The following is a 555-nucleotide window of genomic DNA, read 5'->3' as shown; positions in this document are numbered from 1 at the left end:
GTACCGGGATCAGACATAGAATGGCCACCGTACCTATAGGTTTCATATTCTAGAACGAGAGGACCTTTGCCGGATAGACACCAGTCCTTAGCAAACTTGGATGCTTGGTAGACAGCTAGAATATCCATACCGTTAACTTTTAAACCTGGAATATATTGACCACGCTTGAAATATTCGGTCATAGCACTACTACGGCTGGCAGCGGTACCCATACCGTACTTGTTGTTCTCACAGCAAAACACGACGGGCAAATTCCATAATTTGGCCATGTTGAAAGATTCAAAAACTTGACCTTGATTAGAGGCACCATCACCATACAAAGTGAAAGAGCAGGCGTCCTCGTTCTTGTATTGGTGAGCAAAAGCTAAACCTGCACCTAAAGGAACCTGGGCACCCACGATACCATTACCACCATAGAAGCCTGGAGCGTAAAGGTGCATGGAACCACCCTTACCATAAGAGACACCGGCTCTTCTACCCATCAATTCAGCCAGAACGGCTTTCACTGAGGCACCTCTCATAAAAGTGAAACCGTGACATCTGTAAGATGTGATG

The 555-nt window shown here is 45.9% G+C and carries 1 protein-coding gene; it reads right to left on the bottom strand.

Features of this window, described 5'->3' with window-relative positions:
* The coding region (locus FE810_RS17340) for a thiamine pyrophosphate-dependent enzyme (RefSeq protein WP_246037088.1) at positions 1 to 506 on the bottom strand (506 nt) is incomplete at its 3' end.
* Positions 507 to 555 lie beyond the last annotated feature (49 nt).

This window comes from Thalassotalea litorea (assembly GCF_005843925.1).
Taxonomy (GTDB): Bacteria; Pseudomonadota; Gammaproteobacteria; order Enterobacterales; family Alteromonadaceae; genus Thalassotalea_A; species Thalassotalea_A litorea_A.
This window is presented reverse-complemented; position numbering and strand designations above follow the sequence as displayed.